The 20,492-nt window shown below is 61.0% G+C and carries 16 protein-coding genes and 1 pseudogene; 9 read left to right on the top strand and 8 right to left on the bottom strand.

All coding sequences use genetic code 11. The annotated features are described in order from the left end of the window. Positions 1-169 precede the first annotated feature (169 nt). Both R3F64_RS13835 and R3F64_RS13830 read left to right on the top strand, forming a co-directional pair. Entirely contained in the window at positions 170-1,354 is a 1,185-nt protein-coding gene (locus R3F64_RS13835) for an efflux RND transporter periplasmic adaptor subunit (RefSeq protein WP_332612041.1), read from the top strand. A 6-nt stretch (positions 1,355-1,360) separates the two neighbouring features. Further along, positions 1,361-4,549, top strand: a complete 3,189-nt coding sequence (locus R3F64_RS13830) for an efflux RND transporter permease subunit (protein WP_332612039.1) — start codon at positions 1,361-1,363, stop codon at positions 4,547-4,549. On the opposite strand, the gene R3F64_RS13825 is transcribed toward R3F64_RS13830, so the two are convergent. After that, the gene (locus tag R3F64_RS13825) at positions 4,522-5,463 is read right to left on the bottom strand and encodes a sodium-dependent bicarbonate transport family permease (RefSeq protein ID WP_332612037.1); all 942 of its coding nucleotides are present in this window, start codon (positions 5,461-5,463) and stop codon (positions 4,522-4,524) included. The two genes, R3F64_RS13830 and R3F64_RS13825, sit on opposite strands and share 28 nt — an antisense overlap. Before the next feature lie 119 nt (positions 5,464-5,582). Here R3F64_RS13825 and R3F64_RS13820 point away from each other — a divergent pair, with 119 nt between their 5' ends. Beyond that, positions 5,583-6,545 (top strand): LysR family transcriptional regulator, encoded by a 963-nt coding sequence (locus R3F64_RS13820; protein ID WP_253023029.1) that lies wholly within the window; start codon positions 5,583-5,585, stop codon positions 6,543-6,545. A gap of 5 nt (positions 6,546-6,550) precedes the next feature. On the opposite strand, the gene R3F64_RS13815 is transcribed toward R3F64_RS13820, so the two are convergent. After that, positions 6,551-7,216 carry a phosphoribosyltransferase gene (locus tag R3F64_RS13815; RefSeq protein ID WP_332612034.1) on the bottom strand — a complete coding sequence of 222 codons (666 nt, stop codon included), beginning with the start codon at positions 7,214-7,216 and terminating at the stop codon, positions 6,551-6,553. A 172-nt stretch (positions 7,217-7,388) separates the two neighbouring features. Here R3F64_RS13815 and R3F64_RS13810 point away from each other — a divergent pair, with 172 nt between their 5' ends. Then, on the top strand, positions 7,389-7,859 hold the full coding sequence (locus tag R3F64_RS13810) for a GFA family protein (RefSeq protein ID WP_253023033.1): 471 nt from the start codon (positions 7,389-7,391) through the stop codon (positions 7,857-7,859). A 16-nt stretch (positions 7,860-7,875) separates the two neighbouring features. Here R3F64_RS13810 and R3F64_RS13805 read toward each other — a convergent pair whose 3' ends face one another. Further along, complete coding sequence (locus R3F64_RS13805; protein WP_332612031.1) at positions 7,876-8,601, bottom strand: CDP-alcohol phosphatidyltransferase family protein; 726 nt, start codon at positions 8,599-8,601, stop codon at positions 7,876-7,878. A 243-nt stretch (positions 8,602-8,844) separates the two neighbouring features. On the opposite strand from R3F64_RS13805, the gene R3F64_RS13800 reads away from it, so the two are divergent. The 4 genes and pseudogenes from R3F64_RS13800 to R3F64_RS13785 all read left to right on the top strand — a co-directional run. Next, positions 8,845-9,828: a zinc-dependent alcohol dehydrogenase gene (locus R3F64_RS13800; protein ID WP_332612029.1), complete on the top strand. Its 984-nt coding sequence runs from the start codon at positions 8,845-8,847 to the stop codon at positions 9,826-9,828. 23 nt (positions 9,829-9,851) lie between these two features. Continuing rightward, positions 9,852-10,250, top strand: a complete 399-nt coding sequence (locus R3F64_RS13795; protein WP_066318779.1) for a 6-pyruvoyl trahydropterin synthase family protein — start codon at positions 9,852-9,854, stop codon at positions 10,248-10,250. Beyond that, positions 10,247-12,193 (top strand): glycosyltransferase, encoded by a 1,947-nt coding sequence (locus R3F64_RS13790; RefSeq protein WP_332612025.1) that lies wholly within the window; start codon positions 10,247-10,249, stop codon positions 12,191-12,193. Before R3F64_RS13795 ends, R3F64_RS13790 begins: the two co-directional genes overlap by 4 nt. A 4-nt stretch (positions 12,194-12,197) precedes the next feature. Continuing rightward, positions 12,198-13,028, top strand: a pseudogene (locus R3F64_RS13785) (lysylphosphatidylglycerol synthase transmembrane domain-containing protein); the annotation flags it as partial. A 96-nt stretch (positions 13,029-13,124) separates the two neighbouring features. Here the strand turns inward: R3F64_RS13785 and R3F64_RS13780 are convergent. Continuing rightward, entirely contained in the window at positions 13,125-13,829 is a 705-nt protein-coding gene (locus tag R3F64_RS13780; protein WP_332612066.1) for a RibD family protein, read from the bottom strand. Between the two features lie 208 nt (positions 13,830-14,037). On the opposite strand from R3F64_RS13780, the gene ribA reads away from it, so the two are divergent. After that, the gene (ribA, locus tag R3F64_RS13775; RefSeq protein WP_066318769.1) at positions 14,038-15,138 is read left to right on the top strand and encodes a GTP cyclohydrolase II RibA; all 1,101 of its coding nucleotides are present in this window, start codon (positions 14,038-14,040) and stop codon (positions 15,136-15,138) included. A 55-nt stretch (positions 15,139-15,193) separates the two neighbouring features. Here the strand turns inward: ribA and R3F64_RS13770 are convergent, their stop codons facing one another. The 4 genes from R3F64_RS13770 to R3F64_RS13755 are packed head-to-tail and all read right to left on the bottom strand — an operon-like array spanning position 15,194 to position 20,239. After that, on the bottom strand, positions 15,194-15,970 hold the full coding sequence (locus R3F64_RS13770; protein ID WP_332612022.1) for a creatininase family protein: 777 nt from the start codon (positions 15,968-15,970) through the stop codon (positions 15,194-15,196). Positions 15,971-15,982: 12 nt separating this feature from the next. Beyond that, on the bottom strand, positions 15,983-16,765 hold the full coding sequence (locus R3F64_RS13765) for an FkbM family methyltransferase (RefSeq protein WP_253023044.1): 783 nt from the start codon (positions 16,763-16,765) through the stop codon (positions 15,983-15,985). After that, positions 16,765-18,750: a glucans biosynthesis glucosyltransferase MdoH gene (gene mdoH / locus R3F64_RS13760; protein ID WP_253023046.1), complete on the bottom strand. Its 1,986-nt coding sequence runs from the start codon at positions 18,748-18,750 to the stop codon at positions 16,765-16,767. Before mdoH ends, R3F64_RS13765 begins: the two co-directional genes overlap by 1 nt. After that, positions 18,743-20,239, bottom strand: a complete 1,497-nt coding sequence (locus tag R3F64_RS13755; protein ID WP_253023086.1) for a glucan biosynthesis protein — start codon at positions 20,237-20,239, stop codon at positions 18,743-18,745. The genes mdoH and R3F64_RS13755 overlap by 8 nt, the downstream gene beginning before the upstream one ends. Positions 20,240-20,492 lie beyond the last annotated feature (253 nt).

The raw sequence follows: 20,492 nt of genomic DNA, 5'->3' as shown, positions 1-20,492 counted from the left end.
GTGTTTCGCATTCAGCTCGATCCTGCCAATCCGCCAGCTCTGCTTATGACAACAACATCACTGTCGATTCTGGCGCTATTCAAGCGACTGGAAAGCTGACCGCTAACGCGGTACGAAATAGATCACCAACGCGGCTATCGGCTTCCGATAGCCATTGGAGCAAGTCATCATGGGAAGTTTGAATCAAAGAGCTCGCTCAACGAGTGGCCGGGGGATCCTCCCGTTTTTGCTGTTAATGGTTTTGCTGACCGGATGTGAAGCCAAGAGTGAGGAGGCAGCGGCCGCGCCACCACCGCCGCCAGACGTCGAGGTGGTGGATATCGTTGCTCAGCCGGTCGTGTTGAGCGAGTCTTTCACCGGGCGGGTAGAAGCGGCGGAAACGGTTGAGCTAAGGCCCAGGGTCAGCGGCTATATCGAGGAAGTGGCGTTCGAGGAGGGGGAACTGGTGGAGCAGGGTGACTTGCTTTTCCAGATCGACCCTCGCCCCTATCAGGCGCGAGTCGGCGCCGCCCAGGCTGAGCTTGCCCAAGCCAGGAGCCAGAGTGCCCAGGCCGCCAGTGAGGCCGAGCGGGCCCGTGTGTTGCTGGGGCGCCAGGCTATTTCCCAGGAAGTACATGATCAGCGCCAGTCGGCCCTGAACAATGCCCGCGCCATGGTGAATGCTGCCGAAGCCGCGCTGGAGACTGCCGAGCTTGACCTTGCCTATACCCATATCACCGCGCCAATCAGCGGTCGTGCTGGTCGGGCCATGGTGACCCGGGGCAATCTGGCTAACGCCGACCAAAGCCTGCTGACCACCGTCGTCAGCATTGATCCTGTCCATGTCTACTTCGAAGCGGACGAACAGGCCGCCTCCACCAGCCAGGCACTGCTGGTCGATGGCGAAAGCAGTCTGACGATTGAGTTGGGTGGTGACCCCCAGCGTCAATACACAGGCACGCTGGACTTTATCGACAACCGCTTGAATCCCAGTACGGGCACCCTGCAGTTCCGGGCGCTGCTGGCCAACCCTGACGGCCGTATCCGGCCGGGAGAATTTGCCCGGGTTGAGGTGCCGATAGCCCGTTTGGAGCAGGCGCTTCTGGTGGAGCGCAAGGCGATCCTGACCGACCAGGACCGTCGCTACGTGTATGTCGTCGATGGTGATAACCGGGCAGAGCGGCGCCAGGTGGCCACCGGCCGACAGATGGGCGAACAGATGGTGATCACCGAGGGGCTCAGCCCCGGTGACCGGGTGATCGTCAACGGGGTGCAAAAGGTGTTCTTCCCCGGCATGCAGGTAAGCCCGCAAAGCGTCGCTGCCGATGCCCCTGTTGTCGATGACCAGCCCGCTCTTGCGGCCAGGGAGGCGTAGACCGCCATGAATTTCTCCCGCTTCTTCGTCGACCGACCGATCTTTGCGGCGGTGCTGTCGATTATTATCCTGGCGATCGGGCTGATCTCCATCCCCAACCTGCCGATCAGCGAGTACCCGGATGTGGTGCCGCCCTCGGTGGTGGTGCGCACCGTCTATCCGGGTGCCAACCCGAAGGAGATCGCCGAAACGGTGGCGACGCCGCTGGAGGAAGCCATCAATGGCGTCGAGGATTTGATGTACTTCAAGTCCGTCGCAGGCTCTGATGGCGTCCTGCAGATGACCGTCACCTTCCGCCCGGGTACCGATGCCGAAGAGGCTGCCGTGCGGGTGCAGAACCGTGTCAGCCAGGCCGAAGCGCGGTTGCCGGAAGCGGTGCGCCGCCAGGGGGTGACCACCCAGAAACAGTCGCCCACCTTCCTGATGGTTGTTCACCTGACCTCGCCTGGCGGTGAATACGACACTCTATACCTGCGTAACTACGTACGTCTGCATGTCAGGGACCGCCTTGCCCGGCTCGAAGGGGTAGGCGATGCCCAGATATTTGGCGGCGGTGACTACGCCATGCGCGCTTGGCTGGACCCTGATCGCGTCGCCGCCCGTGGCTTGACCGCCAGCGATGTGGTGGCCGCCATGCGAGAGCAGAATGTCCAGGTCTCTGCCGGGCAGCTGGGTGCCGAGCCCATTGAAGAGAGCGATTTCCTGACCCTGATCAACGCCCGTGGGCGGCTGGAAACGGTGGAGGAGTTTGGCGATATCGTGCTCAAGCGTGGTGACAGTGGCGATATCTTGAGGCTCTCGGACGTGGCCCGGCTGGAGATGGGCGCCGGGGACTATACCCTTCGCTCGCAGTTGGACGGCAATGAGGCGGTGGCCATCGGTATTTTCCAGGCGCCGGGCGCCAATGCGCTGGCGATCCGCGAGCAGGTGGTGGCCACCATGGATGAACTGTCTGAACAGTTCCCTGAAGGCGTTGAGTATGAGGCGGTTTATGACACCACCATCTTCGTCAGCGATTCGATCAAGGCAGTGGTGAAAACCCTGCTGGAAGCCGTGCTGCTGGTGGTGCTGGTGGTCACCCTGTTCCTGCAAACCTGGCGCGCCTCGATTATCCCGCTGCTGGCGGTGCCGGTATCGGTGATCGGCACCTTCGGGGCGCTCTATCTGCTGGGCTACTCCATCAACACGCTGACCCTGTTCGGCCTAGTGCTGGCCATTGGCATCGTGGTGGACGACGCCATCGTGGTGGTGGAGAACGTCGAGCGGAACATCGGCGAAGGGCTCAATCCCAAAGCCGCCGCCCACCAGGCAATGAAGGAAGTCTCCGGCCCGATCGTCGCCATCGGCTTGGTGCTGTGTGCCGTGTTTATCCCCATGGCGTTCCTTTCCGGGGTGACCGGGCAGTTCTATCGCCAGTTTGCCGTCACCATTGCCATCTCCACGGTGATCTCCACGATTAATTCGCTGACCCTGTCACCCGCTTTGGCGGCGATGCTGCTCAAGCCCCATGACGCGCCCAAGGATCGACTTACACGCATCATTGACGGGTTGTTCGGCTGGATTTTCCGCCCCTTCAACCGCTTCTTTAACGCCAGCGCCAACAAGTACCAGGGCGGCGTGGCGCGCTCTTTAAAACGCCGGGGTGCGGTGTTTGTGGTCTACGCCCTGCTGCTGGCGGGCACTGGGGTGATGTTCAAGGTGGTGCCGCCCGGGTTTATCCCGGTGCAGGACAAGCTTTACCTGATTGCGGGCGTTATCCTGCCGGAAGGCGCCTCCCTGGAGCGAACCGACCAGATGCTCCAGGAGGTCGTGGATATCGCCATGGAGACCGAAGGCGTCGAGCACGCCATCGCCTTTCCTGGCCTGAACGCGCTGCAGTTCACCAATACCTCGAATACGGGGGTCGTATTTCTCACCCTTAGCCCCTTTGGTGAGCGCAGTCTCACCGCCGCGGAAATAAATGCCAGGATCAACCAGGGCATCGGCGGGCTGAAGGAAGGGTTTGCGTTTGCCTTTATGCCACCTCCGATTCTGGGGCTCGGCAATGGTTCGGGCTATCAGATGTTTATCGAGGATCGCGGCAACCTTGGCTACGGGGCCTTGCAGCAGGCAGTCAATCAGTTCCAGGGTGCCATCGCTCAGACGCCGGGCATGACCTTCCCGATCAGCAGCTACCAGTCCAACGTGCCGCAGCTGGATGCCGAGGTGGACCGGCTCAAGGCCAAGGCTCAAGGGGTACCGCTAACCGAGCTGTTCGATACCCTGCAGACCTACCTTGGTTCGACGTACGTCAATGACTTCAACCGCTTTGGTCGTACCTGGCAGGTGATCGCCCAGGCGGACGCGCCTTACCGGGCCAGTGTGGAAGATATCGCCCGCCTGCGCACCCGCAATGATCAGGGAGAAATGGTGCCAATCGGCACCATGGTCAATATCACCCAAACCTTCGGCCCGGATCCGGTGCTGCGTTACAACGGCTACCCGGCGGCGGATCTGGCCGGGGAGGCTGACCCAAGAGTGCTTTCCTCTGCCCAGGCGATGGATGCCATCAACGCGCTGGCGCTGGACGTGCTGCCGCCGGGTATGGCGTTCGAGTGGACTGACTTGAGCTACCAGCAGTCCACCCAGGGGAACGCGGCGCTGGTGGTCTTCCCGCTGTCGATCCTGCTGGTGTTCCTGGTGCTGGCGGCCCTCTATGAAAGCTGGACGTTGCCCTTGGCGGTGATTCTGATTGTGCCCATGTGCATGCTCTCGGCGCTGATTGGCGTCTGGTTTGGCGATGGTGACAACAATATCTTCGTGCAGGTGGGGCTGGTGGTGCTGATTGGTCTGGCGTGCAAGAACGCCATCCTGATCGTGGAGTTTGCCCGGGAGCTGGAACTGCAGGGAAGAAGTATCGTGGACGCCGCCCTGGAGGCCTGCCGACTGCGGCTACGCCCCATCATCATGACCTCCATTACCTTCACCGCCGCCGTGCTGCCGCTGGTGATTGCCACCGGCGCGGGTGCCGAGGTGCGGGCAGCGCTGGGCACGGCGGTGTTTGCGGGCATGATCGGGGTTACCCTGTTTGGGCTATTCCTCACTCCGGTGTTCTATGTGGCGCTGCGCAAGCTCTCCGGTTCCCGGCCGCTTGTCAGCCATCACAGCGCCACCTTGGCGGGCACGCCTCAGCCTGCCAGCCATCCCCAAAGCTGATGATAGAGCGGAATACCAATCAGCACATTGAAGGGGAAGGTGAGTCCTAACGACGCCAACATGGCAAGGCCAATGTTGGCGTCTGGAATCGCGGCGCGAATGGCGACAGGGGCGGCAATGTAGGAGGCGCTGGCGGTAAGACTCGCCAGAATCACCGCGGAGCCAGCGGGCAGCCCAAGCCAGAACGCCATCATCAACCCCAGGCAGGAGAGCGCAACGGGCGCTGCCAGGGCAAAGATGATCAGGCGGCTGTGCCCCCAGCGCAGGCTGCGTAGCGTCTCTGCTGCCACCAGGCCCATTTCCAGCAGGAACAGCGCCAGAATGCCCTGGAAAGCATTGGTGTAAAGGCTGGTCACCGATTCGCCGGCATTCGGCCCGTATAGCCAGCCGATCAAAACGCCGCCGACCAGCAGGATGACGCCGCGATTGGTCAGCGTCTCGTGCCACAGGCTCGACATACTAGTGGCGGAACCTGCTTGGCTAAAGCGACGATAGAGCAAGATCCCGAGCATAATCGCCGGCAGTTCAAGCAGCACCAGATACAGCGTTACCTGCCCGCCGGTCATCAGGCTGTGCGCTTCGGTATACGCCAGGGCGACGGCGAAGGTACCGGCGCTAACCGAACCGTAGTGGGCAGCAAGGCTGGCGCTGTCTGCCAAAGAGAGCCGCACCAGGTAGCGAACAACGGGGAAGATGATCAGCGGGATTAAAATGCCCAGCAGGGTAACCCCGGCAAGCTCGATTAACAGAGCCGTATTCAGGCTCCCGTGCAGCGCCATGCCGCCCTTGAGGCCTATGGTCAGCATCAGCAGCAGACTTAGGATGTCATAAGCGGCTTTGGGAATGCTGAGATCGGAGCGCACCACACCGGCGACGACACCTAGTACAAAGAACATGACCACAATATCCGGCACGGCAACTCTCCTTGAAAGACTGGGTTGAGTGGACTGGGCGACTACTTTAGCGATCTCAAGAGATTGATGAAAACAAATAAGCTTTATATAGTCATAGAGGATTATCTATGGTGTAAGCAATGAAAGTTCGACAACTGACCTTCCGTCTGCTGCAGGTCTACGCCGACGTGGTACGCACAGGCTCGATTACCGCCACCGCCAACCGGCTCCACTTGACCCAGCCGACGGTGTCCCAGCAGTTGAAGCGGCTGCGGGAGATTGTCGGCGAACCCATCGTGCGCCAGGAAGAGGGGCGTGTAGTCCCCACCGAGGTCGGCCAGGCGCTCTATCAGCTCAGTCAGGACTTGCTCAGCCGCACCGATGTGTTTAGCCAGTATCTGGACGAATACAACCGCGGCGGCCGCGGCCATTTCAGTATTGGTTTAGTGAATACCGCCCAATACGTATTGCCGCGGCTGTTGGGGCCCTTCAGTCAGGCTAACCCCCAGGTAGACGTCACGGTCGAGATCGGTAACCGTCAGCAGATGCTCAATCGCTTTGAGCGCCACGAAGATGACCTCTACGTATTTAGTCACCCGCCTTCGGACGACGCTGTGATGGCCGCGCCTTTTCTGAGCAATCCGTTGGTGGTGGTAGGGCCCGAAAACAATCGCTGGGCGAATATTAAAGACCTCACCATGGAGGCTCTGAAAGACGAGCGTTTTCTGCTGCGTGAACCGGGCTCGGCGACCCGGCATACCTTTGATGCCTGGCTATACAGCGCGGGCATTGAGCTGCGCTCCACCCAGCAGATCGCCAGCAATGAAGCGATTCGCCTCGCCGTGGCCTCTGGTATGGGGTTGGCGGTGTTGTCCCGCCATGTGGTGGCGGATTCGCCCAAAGGGGTTCAAGAGCTGCCCTTGCAGGGGTTTCCGCTGAAAAGCCGCTGGCACTTCGTGGTGCGTCGAGAGCGCCGTCTACCGCCTGCCGCCTATCGTTTCCTGAGTTTTGTACAAGGTCTGCTGGCGCTCGAGTTTAATGAACCGGAAGGAGAACTTGCCGTCGCTGAGCTGCTACGAACCCTGGACACCGAGAGACGGTAGCTTACTTATTCTGCATTTGAGGCGTCTCGTGCCGCCTGCAACAACCCAATGACATCGTCATCGCTGGTCTGGGTAAAGTCCCGGTAGTGCTCGCCCACGGCGTTGAAGGGCTCGGGGGTTGCCAGGCAAATCACATCGTCGACATTGCCAGCCAGTTCATCCAGTGTCGAGGCCGGGGCAACGGGCACGGCCAAAGTGACAGTGGCAGCCCCCGCCTGCTGCAGTGCCCTGACGGCTGCCTTGGCCGTGCCACCGGTGGCGATACCGTCATCTATCAGTAGTACCCGGCGTCCGCTCACGTTCACCGGCGCTCGGTCGCCTCTGTAGGCGTGGCGACGGCGGGTAATCTCGCGCTTTTGGCGTTGTATTTCCTCTTCAATATAGCGCTCGGGTACCTGCAGCATCTCCACCGTCTGCGAATTCATCACCACCTGAGATGGATCGCCATCCACCACCGCGCCGATACCGAACTCGGCATGCCCCGGTGCGCCCAGCTTGCGTACCACCAGGACATCCAGCGGCAGTTGAAGGTGCATGGCCACTTCGTAGGCCACGGGCACACCGCCGCGCGGTAGGGAGAGAATGACGTCGTGGTGTTGGCCGGTCAGTGCGTTGGCGAGTTGACGTCCTGCGTCATGTCGATTTTCGAAGCGCTCTTGACGGTTGGGCATGAGTAACTCCTGAACACCCTATCGGTGGGCGCCCGCCACGCTATAGACGGGGGTGGGTGTCATCACACGATGGATTAACGCTCCTTAGACTATAGTAAGAGGTAGTGGCTTATCCAAGCCGGGTCGGTTCTTCACCGACCACTATTGCGGTAACCCTTGTGAAGGAGGCGTCATGCTGCTCAAAGGATCATGCCACTGCCAGGCAGTGACGTTCAGCGTAAAGTCACATCATCCCTATCCTTTTAACCGCTGTTACTGTTCGATATGCCGCAAAACGGCGGGTGGAGGCGGCTATGCGATCAATCTTGGTGCCGATAGCAGTACGTTGAGGGTCAGTGGTGAAGAGCATATTGCCATCTACCGAGCCGTGATCGACGGCGAGGAAAGCACTGGCGAGCGGCATTTTTGCCAGCATTGCGCCAGTGCCCTCTGGGTTTACGATCCCGAATGGCCTGAGCTTGTTCACCCTTTCGCCTCGGCGATCGATACACCGTTGCCTTCGCCGCCCAAGAAAACGCACATGATGCTGGGCAGCAAAGCGGAATGGGTCGAAGTCAACGCGCCGATACAGGACAAGTGCTTTTATGCCTACCCGGACGAGAGTCTGGCCGAATGGCATCAACGCCTCGGGCTGGAGCAGTGATGCAGGCAGATAGGCGCTACCGGGCGTGTGCCTGCCGGTATAGCCACCACGCATCTACCCCAAACGAATAGGCTAAAGATAGCAGGGCGCTTAATGCCAGCATTTCCGTAACGCCGGAGGAGGTCAGCGGCGTCAATGCCAGCAGGAGCGCCACCACCTGCCAGACGCATACGGTTTTGCGGCGCATGCTGGCAAACAGCGGTTGGGTCAGCCAGGTGAACCGCCAGCCAGCGGCCACAAACAGGTAGCGCATCCCACCAATCAGCACTACCCACCCGCTTATCGATTCAAGCCACAAACCCACGCAAAGCAGCATGATCAGCAGGGCATCCAGCTCCATATCAAAACGCGCGCCGAACGGTGAAGCGCTTTGCGTGCGGCGTGCTAACCAGCCGTCAACGCCGTCCAGCAATAGAGCGAGTATGGCAATGGCCAGCCAGAGCCATATGGCGGCCATGAACGCCTGGTTGGCCAGTGCCCCTGCCACCAGCGCGACCAGCACCGCCCTGGCCAGTGTCACCCGGTTCGCCCAGCCCAGCAGGCCATGAGGCCAGTAAGTCGTCACTAACCCACCGATTAGCGCATAACAAAAAATGGCAACGCCCCAGTTAAGCGGTCCGGGTAACAAACCAGGCAATTGCCATCCTGAAAGAACCAGTGCGATGCCGCCCAGAAAGACTTCCATGGCCGTTTGCCAGCGCCTGGTGGTTGTAACAGTCGGTGTATTGGTGAACAAATACATGGCACTCCTGCCATCACGATCGTTGCATCGATAAAATAATTCGATGCAAATATTTTTATATGTACCATTCTTGTAGAAGAAGGTAGGGTTGTCTAGTCTGCAACATCGAATATCCGATTGTTTAACGCTACGCTAGAAAGGTGCTGTCAGTGAACACAATTCGACACCAGCTTGGTCTAACTGGTTCGTCATTGCACATCGGCATACCCCAGGAGAAGCGAGCGGCACAAGGAAGGAGTGCTGATGAGCAACAGCAATAACGCGACGGCGTTCTGGGTGACCCACCCAGGCCGTGGTGAACTCAGGCATGAGACATTGCCAGCGGCGGGTGAGGATGACGTTCTTGTGCGTACCCTCTATACCGGGATCAGCCGTGGCACCGAATCGCTGGTATTCAATGCCCGCGTGCCGGAAAGCGAGTTTGCCCGCATGCGAGCCCCCTTCCAGGCGGGTGATTTTCCCGCGCCAGTCAAATACGGTTACGCCAATGTGGGCCATGTTCTGCAGGGTCCGCCCAAGCTACTGAACCAGCGCGTGTTTTGTTTGTACCCCCACCAAGACCACTTCGTGGTGCCCGCGTCGGCGGTGCTACCGCTTCCAGACGCCTTACCGTCAGAGCGCGCCGTGCTGGCCGCCAACATGGAAACCGCGATCAACGGTGTCTGGGATGCCGAACCTGTACTGGGCGAACGGATCAGTGTCATTGGTGCGGGCGTCGTTGGCGCGCTGGTAGCCTATCTATGCGCCCGGATACCCGGCGTCGAGGTGCAGTTGATCGATATCAACCCCGACCGCGCATCGCTGGCAGCGGCGCTGGGCGTGCCGTTCAGCCTGCCTGAAGCGGCCAGTGCCGAGCAGGACTGCGTGATTCACGCCAGCGGCCATGCAGACGGCCTGCGCCAAGCGCTGAGCCTGGTGGGTAATGAGGGGCGCATCATCGAAATGAGCTGGTTTGGCGAAGGCGAGGTATCGGTGCCCCTTGGGGGTGCTTTTCATTCCGGGCGGCTTACCCTGCGTGCGAGTCAAGTGGGTCAATTGCCGCCTCGCTTGCAGCCACGCTGGGATTATCAGCGGCGGCTCCGCCTGGCACTGAACCTGCTGCTAGACGATCGCCTGGATGCCCTGATCAGCGGGGAAAGCGACTTTACTCGCATGCCTGACCTGGCTCCCGCGCTGTTGGCATCCAGTAGCACCGAGCTGTGCCATCGTCTGCGCTATTCCCACTAACGCTAAATACGACAGGAGTGTCTATGTACCGCTTATGTGTCCGTGATCATTTTATGATTGCCCATAGCTTCAAGGGTGACGTCTTTGGCCCAGCCCAGCGCACCCACGGCGCGACCTACGTGGTGGATGTCATCTTCCAGCGACCTGAGCTTGATGATGATGGTCTGGTCATCGATATCGGCTTGGCGGGTGAGACGCTTAAAGCGGTCCTGGCAGGCTACAACTACCAGAACCTGGATGAGGTGAATGAACTGCAGGGCCACAATACCACCACTGAATTCATGGCCAAGGTGATTTATGACCAGCTTGCTGCCGCAATTAATGCAGGCGAGATGGGCAAGACGGCCCGGGGACTGACCCATCTTGAGGTCAAACTGCATGAGTCGCACGTGGCGTGGGCGAGCTACGAAGGCGCATTATGAACCAGCGCTTTAGCCTGATAGTGGCTGGCGACCCAGACCAACGCACCGGCGGCTACCTTTACAATGCCCACATCGTTTCGGCGCTGCGGGCACAGGGCTGGGTAATCGAGGTGATCGGGCTGGACGGGGCGTTTCCGGACGCCGACGCTGCCGCGACCCAGGCATTGGCGGGCGCATTGGCGGCCCAGCCCGATGGCGCGACGGTCGTCATCGACGGTCTGGCCATGGGCGCATTGCCCGAGGTGGTGAACCGCCACGTGGATCGCCTGGCCATCACGGCACTGGTGCATCACCCGCTGGGCGATGAATTGGGCCTGGACGCGGATGATCAGCAGCGGCTTCATCAAAGCGAGTTGCGCGCCCTGGCTGCGGTCCCGCGGATTATCGTGACCAGCCACTTTACCGCCCGCCGATTGTCGGCGCTGGCGGACGAATACAGCCTACCGCTGGTCGCCGCTGTCAGCGTTGTCGAACCTGGCGTTGAGCAGGCGCCGGTGAGCCCTGCCTGCGCGCCGGGTGAGCCACTGAACTTGTTGTGCGTGGCGACCTTGACGCCCCGCAAAGGCCAGGACGTGTTGATTGAAGCCTTGGCCGGGCTCAAGGCGAGTCGCTGGCGCTGCGACTGCTTCGGTGGCGCACGGGATGCTGAGTTCACCCTCCGCTTGCAGTATCTGATTGAATTTCATGGCCTTGAGGGTCAGGCCACCCTGCATGGCGAGTGCGACAGCGATACCCTCGAAGCCGCCTACCATAACGCTCATGCCCTGGTGCTGCCTTCCTGGTACGAAGGTTATGGCATGGTGGTGACCGAGGCGCTGGCCCACGGTCTGCCCGTCATCACCACGACCGGCGGGGCATTGCGCGATACCTTGCCCGCCGGTGCCGGTTTAAGCGTTGAACCCGGCGACGTCGAGGCCTTGCAAAGCGCTATCGAGCGATTCTGTGACGATGCCGACCTGCGTACCTCGCTGCGCCAGGGAGCTATCGAGGCCCGCCAGACACTCAAGGACTGGCCCGCCGCGGCCGAGGCATTTGCCAGTGCGCTGGCGGCAACACCGGTGCCCCTGGTGTCGGGTAGCGAATTTCCTGCCTCTTGGTTGGTGCTGCGCGAGCCGGTGGACCACGACTCACGCTCCCAACGCCTTGTCACGCTTGCCAATGAGTGGCTGTCTGCCTGTCCCACGCCTCATCGGCTGGTGGACCTGGGCTGTGGCCGGGGCAGCAATGTGGATTACCTGGCACCCCGTCTACCTGGCCCGCAAACCTGGACCCTGATCGACCACGACGCCACCTTGCTTGGCGATGCCCGGTCGCGGGTGATGACGTTACGGGATGCAAGCGGACAGTCCATCGCTGCCGACACCGAGGTAGCCTCTTTTGCCCGTCTCGACACCCCGGTGTTGAACGGCGCGCACCTCATCACTGCCTCGGCACTGCTCGATCTGGTTTCGAAGTCCTGGATTGATCAACTGGTTGCCCACTGCACTGCGCATCGTCAGGGAGTGCTCATGGTGCTCAGCGTTACCGGTGACTGGTGGTTTACCGACCGCCATCAACGGCCGGTTGCCGATGACGAAGATCAATGGGTGCTCGATCTTTTTCGTGCCCATCAGCAGCGCGATAAAGGCCTTGGCGGTGCCCTTGGTGGTCGCGCGCATGCCACCCTTGCGGCTGCTTTTAAGGTGGTGAATTACCGCGTTGAAGAAGCGGATACGCCGTGGCAGTTATCGGCGGGTAATCCTGTCCATCAGCCACTGATGGCGTCATTGATCGAGGGCTGGGCGTCGGCGGCCACCGAACACGCGCCCTACGCCGCCGGCCGCATTGCCGACTGGGTCGCCCAGCGCCGCCAGGCCGTCGCCAGCGGTGAGCTGGGCATCTGGGTAGGCCACCGTGATCTGCTGGCCTTGCCCCAGGAAGCACAACCCCAGGGGGAGGCGTAACACCATGGTCAATGCGCAGTGGTGGCACTCCCCGTGGCTGCGCCGCGTGGTCGTCAGTGGCTTGCTGCTGGGGGCCGTTGCGCTGTGGGTCGATCCCCGGGCGATTGTCGCGCAAGTGCAGCGATTCTCCCTTGGCTGGGTGCTGTTGGCACTACTGATCAGTGTCGGTCAGGTCGCTCTTAGCGCCTGGCGGTGGCAGCTAACCGCCAGGTTGATCCAGGTGCCCATGCGCTTCGGTTATGCGCTGCGCGAGTATTACCTGGCCTTGCTGGTGAACCAGCTATTGCCGGGCGGCGTCTTGGGTGATGCGGGGCGTGCTCACCGGCATGCCAGCCAATCCGCCTCAAGGGGGCGGGCGTGGCGCGCGGTGATTATCGAGCGGGTCTCCGGCCAGGTGGCCATGGGGTTGCTGACGCTTGTGGCGCTTGCGCTGTCGCCGCTGTGGCATGCAGCGCTTGGCTGGTCGGTGTGGTTATCCATCGGTGTCGCCGGGGCGCTGTGCGTGGGGGGGATCTCGGCGCTTGTCGGTCTGGCACGTAAAGGGTCGGTCAACTTGCCTGGCTGGTGTCTGTCCGTTGGCCGGGATATCCAGCGCGGCCTGCTAACGGCTGGTGTCTGGCCTCTTCAGTTGCTGTCCTCGCTGACCATTGTGCTCAGTTATGGCCTGGTCATGGTTTGTGCGGCGCGGGCGATCGGCGTTGAGCTGCCGGTGTCGAGCCTGTTGGCTCTGGCACCGGTGGTGTTACTTGCCATGCTGGTGCCTTTGTCGGTGGCCGGTTGGGGCGTGCGTGAAGGCGCCGCAGCAGGCGTCTGGATGTGGGTGGGCTTGCCCGTCGCCCAGGGCGTGGCGGTGTCGCTGGCCTATGGAGTCGTCGTGCTGCTGGCCAGTTTGCCGGGCCTTTGGGTGGCCATCGGCCGCCGCCATGCGGCACTACCCCCCGAAAGTGGCCGGGCGCAGCAGGACGTCGAACAGGGTATCTTCCCCACAACGGAAGGTTCGCAGCGCGGGGCGCAGCGCAGTGTCCAGCGTTTCAATCGGTGTCATCTGCAATCCAGGGCGCCCCGAGCCGATCAGCAGCGGCGCAACAAGCAAGTGCAGCCGGTCGACCACGCCTGCCTCGATAAACTGAGAGACGGTAATACCGCCGCCCTCGACCAGGATCCGGCGCAATTGGTGCGCGTCGAGCAGTTCAATGACATCACGGGGTTCGAATTGGCCTCGTTCATTCAGCGGCAGCACGCAGCGCTTCACGTTGGCAGGCGGGGCGGGAAGCGTGGCATCCGGCCCGATCACATGCAGGGTGGGCGCCACGCGGGTCTGAAACAGTTGCCGGTCCATCGATACGCGGCCACGCGGGTCGAGTACAACGCGAGTGGGGTTAACGCCGCTAACGTGGCGCACGGTCAACTGCGGATCATCTGCATCGGCGGTACCGGCACCGATAACCACGGCATCGGCAAGCCCCCTCAGTCGGTGCAGATGCACAAGGCTCGCCCGCCCGTTGATGTAGTGGGAATGACCGCTCTGTGTGGCGATGCGTCCGTCCAGGCTTTGTCCCAACTGCGCCACCACCCACGACGCCCTCGTTGCCAGGGGGGCCAGGCAGCTTGCCAGCTCGCCGGCTTCAGTGGCCATCGGGTTCCCGTCATCCGGGAGTTGGCCTGCCAGCAGGCGCTGCCAGATGGCGTCCGGGATGACGTCAGTGTCGGGGCTCAATCGATTCGTACGTTCCATGGAGTCGGGCATGACGCCTCCGTTCGGGATCAATCGTTGCATCATGCGGTGCACGGCGACCCGGCGCAAGCGCCACTCGCCCGTCACGCCAGTCAGCCAGGAGGCTTCTATGTATCACATTGAACGCGCCATCTTTGATATTCGACGAGGGCTCCCCGTGGTGGTGAAGGCGGGCGATCAGCAACTGCTGGTTCAGGCCCTGGAGGGCGGCGAGTCGGTGAATGAGCTGACCCGGCTCTCAGGCTCGCGGCCTTCGCTGGTGTTGACGCGCCACCGTCTGGACGCCATGGGGGTGTCGATCACCTCTGATGCTGCCTACCTGCCCCTGGCAGCCCAGATGGACGAGGGTGCCCTGCATACGCTGGCCGTCGCACAGGTAGCGCCAGGTGATGCGCCGACCCTGCTGAGCGGCTTGCAGCCAGCGGGTACTGCCGAGCGGGCTGCCCTGGCGCTGATGCGCAGGGCCCTGCTGATCCCTGCCGCCCTGATTGCCGTGGTGGGCGACAAGGCAGCTGAAGGAATCGCGCAACAGTTGGCGAAGGGGGAACTGCTGGCGGTTGATGCCAGCGATGCCGAGTCCTGCCTGAACGGGGCACCGGGCATGCTCAAGCGGGTCAGCGAAGCTCGCATTCCGTTAGAGGATGCCGCCGAGAGTCGGTTTGTGCTGTTTCGTGAGCCGGATGGCCTGCGTGAGCATGTGGCCGTGGTCATCGGTCGACCCGAGGCGCACACCGAGGCAGTGCCGCTGCGCATGCACTCGGCGTGCCTGACCGGTGACCTGTTTGGCAGCCTGCGGTGTGACTGTGGCGAGCAATTGCGTAACGCCGTCGCCGATATCGAGGCGATGGGGGGCGGCGTGCTGCTGTATCTGGCTCAGGAAGGCCGGGGAATCGGCCTGGCCAACAAGCTTCGCGCCTATACCCTGCAAGATGATGGTCTGGACACCGTCGATGCCGACCAGATGCTGGGCTTTGGCGATGATGAACGCGATTACGCCGTGGCGGTGGATATGCTGCATGCGCTGGATATTTCCCGCGTGCAGCTGCTCACCAATAACCCGTTGAAAATGCAGGCACTCAGCGAAGGCGGGATTGAGGTGGTTGCTCGTCAGGCACTGTACGGCCGCTTGACCGATCAGAACCACCGTTACCTCAATGCCAAGGCCACCCGAGCCGGGCACTTTTTGGAAGAGGTGTTGAGTAGTAAGTGAGAAGCAAGAAGTAAGAGGGAAGAAGTAAGTTGGAAGAAGGTAGAAGCCGCCAGTGTTAGGTTTTTTTAAGTGGTGGCAGGTTGGCGGTTTCGGCCACGACCTTGGCGAGCTGGCGCGCGTAATGGTAGATCAATCGCGCGCCCAGTTCGGCCGTCGCCTGACGGGCATCGCCCGCTACCCCCTGGTGGCTTAGATCTTCCGCTAGCCAGGCGAAAGCGGCGGCACCCTCTGGCCCTACCAAAGTGTCATCTTGAGCATCAGCCGGTGAGGGCGCTTGATAGCCCTGCAACTGCACCAGCGTGGGCGCCAAATGCAGCATCATGGCGGTTTCCAGCGCGCCACCGTGCAAGCCCTTGCGCAATTCATCGGCGTCAATGGCCCCTTCAAGGGGCGGCAGGCGGGTGTAAGTCGCCTTGACCACACGCATGCCGTGGCGGCGGCGCAGCGTCAGCGCGGCCAGATCCATCACCGCCTTGTTGCCGCCGTGGCTGTTGATCAATACCAGGCGCTTTATCCCCGTGCGGGCCAGGCTATCGCCGTAGGCTTCGAGGGTGGCAATGGCGACGGGGGCGGGCAGGCTTAGCGTGCCGGGATAGCTGGCATGTTCATCGCTTGCGCCAACGCTGATCGGCGGCAGACAGATGACTTCCAGCGATGGCGATAGCTGCTCGAGCGTCGCGCTTTGCAGGCCTTCGCCAATCATAATATCTGTGGCTAACGGAAGGTGGGTGCCGTGCTGTTCAACGGCGCCGAGAACCAATACGGCGACCGGGTCGCGTTGGGCGACTTCGGCTAGCTGGGGGGCGGTAAGTTGCTGCCAGTGGTGGATCATGGGGTAACGTGCCTATGGGGTGTTCAGGAGGTGCGGGTGGTCCGAACGGCAGGCATAAAGGTCGCCAGAGGGCAGGGCGTCTGCCCCCTCGTTCAGCCATTGGCGAATCGCCTCCGGTGTCTGCCATTCTTTCCAGCGAAAATGGCGCTGCTCGCCGACGACGACATTGTAGCGATAATCGCCCAGGTGGCTTAACCGGTCGATGCATTCATGGCTGACCTTGAGAGCGCCGGTTACAAATTCCACCGATAGCGCTGCCACGGGATAGCTTAGCCCGGCCAATACCTCGGCTTCAAAGCCTTCCACATCGATCTTGATGAAACTGGGCTCGCCGTAGTCGGCAATGAGTCGATCGAGCGTGATGACGGGAACGCTCAGGCGTTGCTCCCAGCGCACCTGGCGAAAGCCCGCATTGTGTTGGCCGATCTGCTCGCGCCATTCGCTGGCGAGGGTCGAGAGCGTGGGGTTGGCGCTGCTGATGGCAATCTCGGCAATGCCCTCGGTGGAGCCTGCCGCCACCGGCAGCAGGGTGACGGCGGGCGTTTTTACCATGCGCTTGAACCACAGCGCGAGAACAGGCTGCGGCTCCAGGGCAATCACCCTGGCGCCCAGCGCGTAAAAGGCGGCGCTTCGGTCACCCAGGTGGGCACCAATATCAAATGCGGGTTTGCCCGGCACAATGAACGGCCGGTAAAGCTGCTTAAGCCCCCGCTGGCGTCCTGGACGCCAGTAAATGAACAGCGAGCGGGCAAGTCCGCTCGCTTGACGTAGCCGTTGTCGATACCCGAACGGCATTAGTGGGGCTCCTTGAAGGTGGCTGACGAAGCGGTGAGCGTCTTTTGAACAAAGTGACTGAAGGACTGGTCAGGCATCTCTCCACAGCGCTCCGCGGGTAACGGCGCCAGCGGCAACGGCTGTTGGGAGGCCGGGTCCAGCGGATAAGGATCGCTATTGGCGACCAGGCTTTCAAAAGTATTCAGTAACGGAGGCTTGAACGTGCTGCTGGGGGTTTTGAGCAGCCCCAGTTGACTGATAAAACCGCCCCAGGTGGCGCTGCTGGAATATTTGACCAAGGGGGCAGCGCCTACCAGCCCAAGCCAGGCAGGCGTCAGCCAGCCAAATGCCGTGGGTGAAAAGGCGGCCATGATGCCTGCCCAGAGCAGCCCGCTCAGGGTCATCCAGCCGGTGTGCTGCCAGGTTTCCCGCCAACTGAGCGAGCGTTCGCCGCGAGTCTGGGTTTGCCACTCGATGGCACGGCCCAGCAGGACGCTGATAATGAACAGACTATGCCAGGCCATCATCAGTGGGGCGATCAAGGCGGCGAACAACATTTCCAGGCTGGTACTCACCAGCAAACGTAGCCGACCGCCGAAGGCATGGGGTGTTTGACCCAAGGCCAACAGGCAACCCAGCAGCTTGGGGGCTAGCAACATGCCCAGGGTAATCGACAGCAACCCGAGCGAGAGCGGCTGGGGAAGCGTCCTGGCGGTGACATCGCCAAATACATGATAAGTCACTAATACGCTTGTGCAGATCAACAAGCCCAGCCATACCAGCGAGGATAAAAAGGCAAAGGCACCGTAGAAAAAATGCAGTCGGCTAAGCGGGTGCAGACCTGGCCCGCCGAGTAAGCGAAGGTGTTGGAGATTCCCTTGCAGCCAGCGGCGGTCGCGTTTGGCAAAGTCCAGCAAGTTACTCGGCATGGCTTCAAAGCTATTGTGGGAGGCGCTGACGTAAGGGTCGTGCCGCGAAACTGCCGTGGTTACGGTGGTGTCCAGCAACACCTGCCAGCCACCGCGTTTAAGCAGGGCAGCCTCGACAAAATCATGGCTGAGTATCTCGCCGCCCAGCGGCGGCTTGCCGGGCAGCGTGGGCAAGCCCGCATGGTTCATGAACGCTCGGGTGCGGATAATGGCGTTATGTCCCCAGTAGTTGGCCGTATCGCCCTGCCAGAAGCTCTGACCGGCCGCGAGCATGGGGCTATACAGCGCTGAGGCAAACTGGGTGAAGCGGCCGAACAGCGTCTTCTGGCCCACCGGCATTGGCACCGTCTGGATCAGGCCAATGCCGGGCTGGCGCTGCATGCGCTGAACCATGCGTAACAGCGTCGCGCCACTCATCAGGCTATCGGCATCCAGCACGACCATAAAATCATAATGCCGCCCCCAGCGGCGGCAAAATTCGGCAATGTTGCCCGCTTTGCGGCCTTGGTTGTTGAGCCGCCTCCGGTAATGGATGGCAAGCTCACCGGCAAAACGGTGCTGCAAAGCCGCGACGTGAGCCTCCTCTATCTGGGCCTGATCAGCGTCCTGGGTGTCGCTTAGAACAAAAATATCAAAATGCTCGCCGAGTGGGCGTGCCGCCTCGTTGGCGTCTTTATCGTCAAGCGTGTGCTGCATAAGCGAACGGCAGGTGGCTTCCAGGCCAGCAAAGGTAGGCACTGGCGGTTCGGCGTAAATCGGCATGACCACGGCCGTCCGGCTGACCAATAACCGTGCGTTGGGGACTTCGTGATTGAGCCTGCGCAGGCTTAGCGGGTCAAGTCTTAGTGCGCATACCACAAAGCCGCATAGGGCGTTCCAGAATGCCAGCGCGATCCAGGTGAACGTCAGTGCGAATAACACAAGCATCGATACCTGCCAGCCCAATGCAAGGCTCGATGTAACCCGGTACATGGCAACACACCCAGCGACACTCGATGCCAGTACCGCGATGGCCAACAGCACACGGCGTGTTTTCAGCCAGGGAATTGAGGGGGCCAGCGGATCTGTATCAATCATCGGGATACCACACATAGTTCCAGGTCTCGCTGACGGGCTTGCCTTCATGAGTTAGCCGTAGGCGAATATCGCTGGGTCGGTCGCTTGCGGGTAGCCGGAAGCTCGCCCGCCAGCCACCGTTGGGCAGCGCAGTGACCTGGGGCAGTGTCACTTCGCCTTGTTGAAGGCTGATATCCAGTTGGACGGGTTGGTCGGCAGCGATGTCGTCAAGCGCACCGCCCTGGAAATCGACAATGAACTGGCGTTCGCCTTCAGTGATTTCCTCGGTTTGTCCTGGCACTTCGGCGCGGCCGTGACGAGTGCGCACCACGCGCCCTAATGTGTGGTTTTCGGGCTGTGAGTTGAGCGTATAGGTCTGGTAGTGCAGGCGACGGGAATCGCCAGCTTGGAGTGGTTCCTCGGCGACCCAGTAGGCAACGATATTGTCGTGGGTTTCGTCCGGCGTGGGGATTTCCACCAGCTCAACGTGGCCCTCACCCCAGTCCTCGAGGGGGGCGACCCACTGGCTGGGGCGTCGGTGATATTGCGCTTCTGTATCCAGATAGCGGTTGAAATCACGCTCGCGCTGCATCAGTCCAAACCCTTGGGGGTTGTCATCGAAGAAGGATGAAATGCGCACGCTGTCTGGGTTGCTCAGCGGCCGCCAAATCCACTCGTCGGTGCCGGTCTGTATCAGTAGCCCATCGGAGTCGTGAACCTGTGGGCGATAGTCATCCGGGCGTTCGCGACTGGCTTCACCAAAGGTGAACATGCTGGTCAGCGGGGCAACCCCCAGCTTGGCGATGTCGTCACGCGCAAACAGTGCCGCTTCGACCTCTACTTGCGTCCTGTCACCGGGCTGGATCACAAACCGGTAGGCGCCGCTAAGCGAAGGGCTATCCATCAGGGCAAGCACCTCGACCTGGCGGGCGTCCGCGTCGGGTTTGTGTAGCCAGAACTCGCGAAACGCTGGAAACTCTTCGCCATCGCTTGACGCGGTATCAATGGCTAATCCCCGAGACGATAAGCCGTAAACCTGGTCGCGGCCGACCAGCCGGAAATAGCTGGCACCCAGAAACACGGCAAATTCATCGGCATAGTCATCGCTATTCAGGGGGTAATGCAGGCGAAACCCCGCGTGGCCGCTGCCGGTCAGGTCGTGGTCAAGTAACGCACTCGCCTCGCCGTCATAGGAAAAATCATCCGTCGAGAAGGGCAAAGGGGCAACGTTGCCGTTTTCAATGACATTGATACGAACAGGCGTCTCGAACAAAAAACCGCTGTGAAACAGTTGCACACTGAAGGGGCTTTCATCACGCCAGTAGGCGTTTGCAGGGTCAAAGCGAATTTGCCGATAGGTGTCGTAGTCGATGTTGCGTAGCGGGGCGGGGAGCTCAGCCTCTGACGGTTGGTAAGGCGCGTCGGCCAGTTCTCGTGCCTGTTCAACCACGACCTGATAGTAGTGGGGGTGATCAGCCATGGCGGGCAAGGTGGCCAGCGAGGTGATCATGACGAGCAACCTTCCTTTTTTGTAGTGCATAACGGTGATGTCCTTTCAGCGGCGTGTGCTATCTGCCCTCTACCTCGGCCTATCTTCTACCACTTCGTGCAATTTTTAAACAATAGTTATACATTTAGTCAGTAAAGTACATGTCGAGTTCGTTTACCAGCATTGTCGTGATCGTGCGACGATATGGCGCTCGACCACTTCAATGGCAACGGATGGCAAGCCTGCAATGCGGCGATTATGGATAGGAGCGGTA

The sequence above is a fragment of the Halomonas sp. 5021 genome (genome assembly GCF_036663435.1).
Taxonomy (GTDB): Bacteria; Pseudomonadota; Gammaproteobacteria; order Pseudomonadales; family Halomonadaceae; genus Vreelandella; species Vreelandella janggokensis.
The sequence above is the reverse complement of the archived record's forward strand: the minus strand, read 5'-3'. Positions and strand labels throughout refer to the sequence as shown.